Source organism: Eubacterium ramulus (assembly GCF_003122485.1).
Lineage (GTDB): Bacteria > Bacillota > Clostridia > Lachnospirales > Lachnospiraceae > Eubacterium_I > Eubacterium_I ramulus_A.
In genome coordinates, this window is the sequence record NZ_JRFU01000196.1 from 1 (window position 1) to 9,329 (window position 9,329).

The window sequence follows — 9,329 nt, forward strand, 5'->3', positions numbered from 1 at the left end:
TGCATGACGCGCACCTCGCAACAAGAATGCCGGAGCATTCTTGAATTTAAACCACACAATTACCCGTAAAATTTACACTAATTTCGGTGCGTCCAATTCAGATGGACGTTCTTTTAATGCGTATGCCAGATTAATGGCATGATCGGAACATCGCTCCAGATCGGTAACCAGATCGGAGAAAATAACTCCACCAAGTGGATTACACATAGAGTTCATAATACGCTCAATGTGATTATTAATGAGATCTTTCTCATGATCATCTACATGCTGCTCCAGAATTTCAATCTGATCCAGCTTGCTGTAATCATCTTTTTCAAAAATATCCAACGCCAGATAAACGGCATCCAACGCATCCTGAGACATATCCAGAAGTTCTTTTCTGGCTGCCTCTGACATTTCTGCTTTTTTCGCATTCATCTGTTCAATGTACTCTACAATATTTTCCGCATGATCGGATAAGCGCTCAATATCAGTAACCGCAATGGTCATCATAGACACACGACGCATATTTTCCGGTGACAGATCCAGGGATCTGAGGTCTACCATGGCATCTGCAATCAGATGATTCAGGATATTGACACTCTCCTCATGAGACCGTACGGAAGCTGCCTTTGACGTACTGTAATTGAAGAAGCAATCCAGTGCACGTTTCAGATTGTCAGCTGCGATATGTCCCATACGTGTAATCTCACGCTGTGTCTGACGCAAAGCAACCGGAGCCGGCACTTTTGTCATCTGTGTCATATAAATCAAAGAGCGGTCTTCTAACTGCTGGTTTTCCTCCGGAAGCACCGGAACAATCTTCTCTGCCAGCCAAATCAGTTTGTTTGTAAACGGTAATTCCACCAAAACCGCGATAATTGCAAAAATCGTATGTGTATTTGCCACCTGACGTCCAACATCGCTCGGTGACAGACTCTGGATTCCTGTCAGTATGATTGGGAAGATATTGATCAATGCAACCAGAATTCCCGCACGGAATACGTTAAACAGCAGGTTCAAAATTGCCGCTCTCTTTCCGTTTCTGTTTGCAGTCAGACTTGCAAGCAGGTTTGGTGTAACAGAACCAATTGCCGCACCAATTACCAGGTAAACAGCTACGTTGTAGCTAAGCAGTCCCTGAATGGCAAACGCCTGAAAAATAACGGTTGAAGAAGAAGAACTCTGCAGCAATGCCGTAAATGCAATACCAAAGAGAATTGCAAGTGCCGGATTGTTCAATGTGGATAAGAATGAAACAAATCCTTCACTCTGGGATAACGGCTGAATCGCAACTTTCATCATGGTAATACCCTGGAATAACATACCAAAGCCCATGATGACAGATCCTACATGCTTCACAAAATCATTTTTCATAAACAGATACATGATCGCACCTGCAAAAAGAAGCAGCGGCGTAAATGTACTGATGTTAAACGCTGTGATCTGTGCAGTGATTGTTGTACCAATATTGGCACCCATAATAACACCGATCGCCTGTCCCAAGTTCATCAGACCTGAGTTTACAAATCCGATAACCATAACATCCGTAGCCGAAGAACTCTGAACCAGTATCGTCATACCAAGTCCCACAGCAATTGCAATCAATTTGTTTTTTGTTGCGTGTTCCAAAATTGTCTGGAGTTTATCACCACAGGCATTTTTCAGACCAGCGGACATGATCGTCATACCAAAAAGGAACAATCCAACGCCACCCAATAGTGAAAACACTTCTACTATAGACATATATTTATCCTCCGTAATATTCGTAAAAAAATTGTAAATAGATTTTTACATACGAATCTATTTTAACAGTAAATTGTAAATTTGTCTTTATCTTAAACGTAATTTATTGAAAATAGGTAAAATATAAGAATTTTCAACGTAAAATAGAGGTAAAATATATAAATAGTAACAAATTTATCACTATCCATTTACGGAACCATAATTTTTCACAATTTTTAATGATTATTTTAATGAAAGTAACGGTTGATTTTTTGTTTTGTATTCTGTATAATTCGATTTGTGACTAAATTTTTTAGTTTTGCGGATATGGCGGAATTCATGACCATTGAACTACTAACGTTCAATGGTAGGCAGACGCGCCAGAGCGCGTTCATTACTTTGCGGATATGGCGGAATTGGCAGACGCGCCAGATTTAGGTTCTGGTGGGAGACCGTGCAGGTTCAAGTCCTGTTATCCGCATAGAATAAGGGTTTCCGGGCATTTTTCATAGTCCCGAAAACCCTTATTTTTTATGTTTTGACATCAATTTTGACAGCAACTAACTTCCAACCGGAATATATGTAGCTTCTATTTTCCGTCCCACCATACGATTTCACCGGCTTCTTCGGTTTTTCTCAGATCGATCAGACGCTGATTTTCCGATCCTCGGAACTGCAGACTGATATTTTTCTTATCTTTCATAAATTCTCCGTCTACCAGCACATCCACACAAGCAAGCACCGCATCCGTCACCTCACAGCGTGCTCTCCCTGTTCCGCTCTCTTTGCCGATCAGTTCTTCGTATACATAGCCACTGTAAGCCCAGATTGTTTTTTTCGGCAATTCACGGCGCACTCTCTGTAAAAACGGAAGCAACACGTACTGATGCTCCGGCTCAAATGGTTCCCCGCCAAGTAATGTCAGACCTGACACATATCCAGGTTGCAATGCATCCATCAGTTCTTCTTCTACATCTTTTGTAAAAGGCTGACCATAGGAAAAATTCCATGTCTCCGGTTGAAAACATTCCTCACAATGATGCGTACATCCGGACACAAATAAGGTTACGCGTACTCCCGGTCCGTCCGCAATATCTGATTTTTTTATGTTACAATAATACATGTTCTATCCCCTCCAGATACTCTCTACAGCTTATCGGAACTGATTTGTCTCCGGCTTATATTCATAATTGATCTGTGCAAGCTGATCTATAATTTCCTGTTCTGTTACACCATACGCTTTTGCCAGTTCTGCCAATGATGGATAATGGTCTCTCAGATCTGTATTTACAACGCTTAAAAGCATCACAGGATCTTTTGGTAATTTCATTGTTTTATTCCTCCAGCATCTATGTCTCTGTATCATTCCCTATTATAATACTATATGCTCTTTTTTGGTATTCTATTTTTCAAGAATCGTTGCCATACCACTCATAATAAAAAGTCCAAATACTGCCAGAATGCCGCCACCAATCTGCTGCCACAAACGCCCCATCGCAGATAACTCTCCGTTGTTATACTGCCACTTCCGCAAAAAGAAATAACATTCTTCCGGATACATCACCCAGATAATTCCAAGAATATACAAAACCAGTCCAAGTATATTCATATACCATTTTGAAATTGTTTCCTGATCATTATAGATGATCCTGCACAGTGCGTAACTGCAACGCTCCTGTCCCATGTCTGGAGTAATATTCACGCCATCTTCAGAAAATTCAAAGTTTCCATTCTGGAGTACTGGCACTCCGTTATCATACAACTCTTTCTGCTCTGTATCCCAGCTTCCTGATATAGTCTGATCTGGAAAATAAAATGTAATTTGTTCCTTTTCTATCTCATAGGAAACTTCCTGTTTTTTATCGTGAGAAACAATTGTAAATTCATGATCCGATGTCTGCTCTATATAATTAGAAATGTTCTTTTCATACCGCGAATCACTTTTTTTATAGAAAAAGTCATCTCCTACATAAACACCCGAACGTAACGTTGTATAAGTTCCATATCCAAATGCAACTGCTGCAATTAATACAATAATAACTGCCTTTATCGCCTTTTTTCTGCTGTTCATACTCCCCTCCTTTTTCCCATACCGTCTCCTACTATTTTTATAAAATAATCATACCATTCCACTTTTTCTCCTGTCAACAGCCGTCGATTTTCTTTAACATATATTAAGAAAGACCGTTATATAACGTCTTTCTCAACAATTACATAGCAGTCTTTTTTTAATTTATTATTTTTGTTACAAATCTCAGAGTTTTTAAGGCTTTTTTTCCTCGGCCGAAATTTCATGGCTTTTTTGCTAATTTACAGATGAAGCACTCTCTCCTTAATTTCCTGAGTTCTTCCCTGATTCCAGAACTGTGTTCCGATATAACCACAGGTACGACGTGCCACATTCATCTTATCCTGATCATGGTTTCCGCAGTTCGGACACTCCCAGATCAGTTTTCCGTCTTCCTCTACGATCTGGATCTCACCAGTGTAACCGCATACCTGACAGAAATCACTCTTTGTATTCAGCTCTGCGTACATGATGTTGTCATAAATGTACTGCATTACTGCAAGTACTGCATCCAGATTCTGCTGCATGTTCGGTACTTCCACGTAACTGATCGCACCGCCCGGAGACAGCTTCTGAAATTGCGCTTCGAATTTCAGTTTTTCAAAAGCATCTATATTCTCTGTTACGTGTACATGATAGCTGTTTGTGATGTAGTTTTTGTCTGTTACACCCGGGATCAGTCCAAAACGTTTCTGCAGACATTTTGCAAATTTGTAAGTGGTGGACTCAAGCGGTGTGCCATACAGACTGAAGTCTACGTTGTGCTCTGCTTTCCACTCGTTGCAGACATCGTTCATATGCTGCATTACTTCCAGTGCAAACGGTGTTGCACTTGGATCTGTGTGGGATTTTCCTGTCATATAACGAACACATTCGCACAGACCTGCATATCCCAGTGAGATTGTGGAATATCCACCGTGAAGCAATTCATCAATGGTCTCACCTTTTTTCAGTCTTGCCAGTGCGCCATGCTGCCACAGGATCGGAGCTACATCAGAAGGTGTTCCTTCCAGACGCTCATGACGGCAAACTAATGCGCGGTGGCAAAGTTCCAGACGCTCATCAAAAATCTTCCAGAATTTTTCCATGTTTCCGCCGGAAGAGCACGCTACATCAACCAGGTTGACAGTTACAACGCCCTGGTTGAAACGTCCGTAATATTTCGGCTGATTTGTTTTCGGATCTACATACGGTGTCAAGAAGGAACGGCATCCCATGCACGGATAACAATGTCCCTCACCGTTTTTGTCTACTTTATTTTCAAACATAATCTTCTCAGAGATGTAATCCGGCACCATTCTTTTTGCGGTACACTCTGCAGCAAGTTTTGTCAGATACCAGTATTTGCTGTCCTCATGAATGTTGTCTTCTTCCAAAACGTAGATCAGTTTCGGGAATGCAGGTGTAATATAAACACCCTTTTCATTCTTGATACCCTGAATACGCTGTTTTAACACTTCCTCAATAACCATTGCAAGATCGTCTCTGGTGCGTCCTTCCGGAACTTCATTCAGATACATAAAAATCGTGATAAACGGAGCCTGACCATTGGTTGTCATCAGCGTGATCACCTGATACTGGATCATCTGAACGCCCTGTTTTACTTCTTTCTGTACACGAAGCTCTGCTACTTTATTGATTGTCTCTTCATCTGCTTCGATACCACTCTGCTCGAATTCGTAAGCAACTTCTTTCTGATATTTCTCACGGCTTACCTGTACAAACGGTACCAGATGGGACAGGGAAATACTCTGTCCGCCGTACTGAGAACTTGCGATCTGTGCAACCGCCTGTGTTGCTACGTTACATGCAGTAGAAAAGCTGTGTGGTTTTTCGATCATTGTCTCGCTGATCACGGTTCCGTTCTCCAGCATGTCGTCTAGATTTACCAGACAGCAGTTGTGCATATGCTGCGCAAAATAATCAGCATCGTGGAAATGGATCAGACCTTTCTCATGTGCATCCACGATATCTTCCGGCAGAAGGAAACGTTTTGTAATATCTTTACTTACCTCTCCCGCCATATAGTCACGCTGTACGCTGTTAACTGCCGGGTTTTTGTTGGAGTTTTCCTGTTTTACTTCTTCGTTGTCAAACTCAAGCAGGCTTAAGATCTGCTCATCTGTTGAGTTGGACTTACGCACCAGCGCTCTCTTATATCGGTAGGTGATATAGTTACGCGCTACAGAAAAGGCTCTCTGGTTCATGATCTGATTCTCTACCAGATCCTGAATTTCCTCTACACTCAGTGCACGATTCATGCCTTCACAAATCGTACGCATATTGGCTCCGATAACTGCGATCTGCTCTTTGCTCATCCGCTCAGTCTCTGCCACACTGTCATTCGCCCTGATCACTGCGGAAATAATCTTATCCAGATCAAACTGCGATTCTGATCCGCTACGTTTAATAATCTTCATTCCACTCGCCCTTTCTTACCACTTTTTCTCTTACTTTTATTATTTGTTCATCTGCTGTTCAGAGTTGTCTCAAGTAACATCCAACCCTTTTTTCTCTCCAAACAGTTGAATTTCTATTATAACGATCCTGTTGATCCCTTTCGAAGCCCTGTCTTCTTCTCTGGAGGACCGTTCTTGACCATTGTACAATATCTAGTGTTGATTTTCAATTGCAAATCCTACATCTAGTGATTTTCTATCAATATCCACAAATTTCAGTTAACGTATTGACTTTTTGAAATCACTCAGAATACTGCCTTTTTTTCGCAACTTTTTCCATTTAATTCAAAAAATTTCAAAATGCAAAAATAGCACTTTGCACAATTGACAAAAAATGTTTTTCAAATATCAATACTATATCTTGTATGTGCATTTTTTTACACACCTATTCCTCAAAAACAGAGGTTTTTACGCACAAAAAGAGAGGGAAAGAGTTCCGTCGTGATCAGGTACTCTTACCCCTCCCCTGATGTCAGATCTGATAACCAAACTGTCTGTGTCATATTTCCATGACACAACATCTGGTATGATATTCATTTTTCTTATGCTTCTGCTGTCAGTTTTTCGATAGCAGCTTTGATACGTGCGATGGACTCTTCTTTTCCAAGTACCTCCATCAGCTCAGTTGCTCCACCCGGTGTCATCTGTTTTCCGGAAAGTGCAGTACGGATCGGCCACATTACATAACCGTTCTTGTATCCGTTTTCTTTTACATAACCGCTAAGCATTGCATACAGGGCATCGTTGCTGTAATCTTCCTGTGCTTCCAGTAACGGTAACACATCTTTTAAAACTGCCAGAGATGTCTCTGCATTTGTTTTCATCTTTTTATGTGTATACATTGCTACATCGTACTCCGGAACTGCCTCGAAGAAATCAATATGCTCTTTGATATCCGGGAAGATCTCGATACGTGTTTTTACCATCTGAGCGATCTTCTTGTAATCACAATCACGATGTACCACTTCTTTGATGTACGGCTCTGCCATCTCGTAGAATGCATCAAAATCCATTGCTTTGATGTACTCGCCGTTCATCCATTTCAGTTTTACCATATCAAAAACGGCCGGAGATTTGCTGATGTGATGATAATCAAATTCTTTCACCAGCTCCTCTAAGGAGAAGATCTCACGGTTGTCTACCGGACTCCATCCAAGCAGTGCAACAAAATTTACAACTGCCTCAGATAAAAATCCCTGTTCGATCAGGTCTTCATAAGAAGAATGTCCGCTACGTTTGCTCAGTTTCTGATGTTCTTCGTTTGTGATCAGCGGGCAGTGGATGTATTTCGGCTCTTCCCATCCGAAGGCATGATACAGTCTTGTATATTTCGGTGCGGAAGACAGATACTCATTACCACGGACTACGTGTGTGATGTTCATCAGATGATCATCTACAACGTTTGCAAAGTTGTAAGTCGGATATCCGTCGGATTTGATCAGGATCATGTCATCCAGCTCAGAGTTTGGCTGTGTAATGTCTCCGTAAATCTCATCATGGAAAGTTGTCTCTCCTTCATTCGGTACATTGGCACGGATAACATACGGTTTTCCTGCTGCCAGATTTGCCTCGATTTCTTCTTTGGAAAGATGCAGACAATGTTTGTCATAAACGCTGATCTCTTTACCGTTGATGTTCTGTTTTAAAGAATCCAGACGCTCTTTGTCGCAGAAGCAGTAATATGCCTCGCCTTTTTCGATCAGTTTCTTTGCATATTCCAGATAAAGACCGCTCTTGCAGCGCTCACTCTGGATGTACGGACCATAGCCGCCATCTTTGTCCGGTCCTTCATCGTGGATCAGACCTGTTTTTTCCAGTGTACGGTAAATGATGCCCAGTGCTTCTTCTACGAAACGCTCCTGGTCAGTATCTTCTATTCTTAATACAAAATCTCCGCCCTCATGCTTTGCGATCAGATATGTGTACAAAGCGGTACGCAGATTACCAACGTGCATACGGCCTGTCGGGCTCGGTGCAAATCTTGTTCTGACTTTAGCCATAACTCTACCTCTTTCTGTATATTTATTTCGATTCAACATCCAACTTTTTCAGTTTATCTTCATATGCTAGTAAAATCTACACATGATTTTGAATCACACAAACTGATAAATTTTTCTGAATCGTTTTCTTCATTCCATAAGCGTTCCTATTATAACGCAAACAGGATATTTCCACAAGAGAAAAAAACAGGATACCTGTCAGTATCCTGCCTGCAAGCGTCAGCTTGTCTTAAGTTCTTTCCAGAGCTGACTGTAATATGCTGTGGTATCCGCATCCAATGCTTTGTATACCTCACATTTTTCCAGTGTCTCCTCACTCGGGAAAATCAACGGATCATTCTTTGTCTCCTCATCCAGCTGATCGTATACTGCTGTATTCGGTGTCGGATAATAGATTTCCTCAAAGTTTTTCATCGCAATATCTTCTCTGCAGAGGAAATCCAGGAACTTCAGTGCACCCTCATGGTTTTCTCCTTTTTTCATCATTGTCCAGGAATCAAACCATACATTGGAGCCCTCCTCCGGAACGACATATTCCAGATCTTCATCATAATCGTTGGCTAAATATGCCTCACCGGAATAGCAGACAGCTAATGCCGCATTTCCGGCAACCATCTCCTCGCGGACTTCATCTACGAAATATGCTTCCACATCCGGTTTCTGCTCGATCAGCAGCTTCTGTGCAATGTCCAGTTCCTTACGATCTGTTGTGTTCAGAGAATATCCTTTATATTTCAATGCACACATATACGCATCACGGATACTGTTCTGCATAATAATCTCTCCGGCGTATTTTCCGTTAAACAGACTGTCCCAGCTTGTGATCTCCTCATCCACCATATTTGTGTTGTACAAGATACCTACGGTTCCCCAGAAATACGGAACGCTGTATTTGAGTTCCGGATCATAAGATTTGGACATTTCCCAGTAAAGATCACCAATATTATCGATATACTGCATTTTGCTGTAATCGATTTCTTCCGCCTCACCCTCTTCGATAAAACGCTCTACCATGTAATCGGAAGAACAGACCAGATCATATGGAATCGTACTCGCCATATATTTGGAATACATTTCCTCCGGTGTCGTTGCTTCCTC

The 9,329-nt window shown here is 41.5% G+C and carries 7 protein-coding genes and 1 tRNA gene; 1 reads left to right on the plus strand and 7 read right to left on the minus strand.

What is annotated here, in order from left to right:
• Nucleotides 1-72: 72 nt before the first annotated feature.
• Nucleotides 73-1,725, minus strand: coding sequence for a Na/Pi cotransporter family protein (locus tag LG34_RS15090; protein ID WP_109216799.1), 1,653 nt, complete (start codon nt 1,723-1,725; stop codon nt 73-75).
• A 380-nt stretch (nt 1,726-2,105) separates the two neighbouring features.
• Here LG34_RS15090 and LG34_RS15095 point away from each other — a divergent pair.
• Nucleotides 2,106-2,185: transfer RNA gene (locus tag LG34_RS15095), tRNA-Leu, on the plus strand.
• Nucleotides 2,186-2,293: 108 nt separating this feature from the next.
• On the opposite strand, the gene nrdG is transcribed toward LG34_RS15095, so the two are convergent.
• The 6 genes from nrdG to LG34_RS15125 all read right to left on the minus strand — a co-directional run.
• Complete coding sequence (gene nrdG / locus LG34_RS15100) at nt 2,294-2,827, minus strand: anaerobic ribonucleoside-triphosphate reductase activating protein (RefSeq protein WP_109216800.1); 534 nt, start codon at nt 2,825-2,827, stop codon at nt 2,294-2,296.
• Between the two features lie 30 nt (nt 2,828-2,857).
• Nucleotides 2,858-3,034, minus strand: coding sequence for a DUF4250 domain-containing protein (locus LG34_RS15105; protein ID WP_109216801.1), 177 nt, complete (start codon nt 3,032-3,034; stop codon nt 2,858-2,860).
• A gap of 72 nt (nt 3,035-3,106) precedes the next feature.
• A complete protein-coding gene (locus LG34_RS15110; RefSeq protein WP_109216802.1) occupies nt 3,107-3,775 on the minus strand; it encodes a hypothetical protein in 669 nt (222 codons plus the stop codon).
• Between the two features lie 239 nt (nt 3,776-4,014).
• On the minus strand, nt 4,015-6,192 hold the full coding sequence (gene nrdD / locus LG34_RS15115) for an anaerobic ribonucleoside-triphosphate reductase (protein WP_109216803.1): 2,178 nt from the start codon (nt 6,190-6,192) through the stop codon (nt 4,015-4,017).
• A gap of 581 nt (nt 6,193-6,773) precedes the next feature.
• Nucleotides 6,774-8,231, minus strand: a complete 1,458-nt coding sequence (gene gltX / locus LG34_RS15120) for a glutamate--tRNA ligase (RefSeq protein ID WP_109216804.1) — start codon at nt 8,229-8,231, stop codon at nt 6,774-6,776.
• A 219-nt stretch (nt 8,232-8,450) separates the two neighbouring features.
• A partial coding sequence (locus LG34_RS15125; protein ID WP_109216805.1) for an ABC transporter substrate-binding protein occupies nt 8,451-9,329 on the minus strand: 879 nt, incomplete at its 5' end.

Coding starts and splice junctions, on each gene's coding strand:
- LG34_RS15110 (WP_109216802.1), bottom strand. CDS start 3,775: ATGAACAGCAGAAAAAAGGCGATAAAGGCAGTTATTATTGTATTAATT.
- LG34_RS15105 (WP_109216801.1), bottom strand. CDS start 3,034: ATGAAATTACCAAAAGATCCTGTGATGCTTTTAAGCGTTGTAAATACA.
- nrdG (WP_109216800.1), bottom strand. CDS start 2,827: ATGTATTATTGTAACATAAAAAAATCAGATATTGCGGACGGACCGGGA.
- LG34_RS15090 (WP_109216799.1), bottom strand. CDS start 1,725: ATGTCTATAGTAGAAGTGTTTTCACTATTGGGTGGCGTTGGATTGTTC.
- gltX (WP_109216804.1), bottom strand. CDS start 8,231: ATGGCTAAAGTCAGAACAAGATTTGCACCGAGCCCGACAGGCCGTATG.
- nrdD (WP_109216803.1), bottom strand. CDS start 6,192: ATGAAGATTATTAAACGTAGCGGATCAGAATCGCAGTTTGATCTGGAT.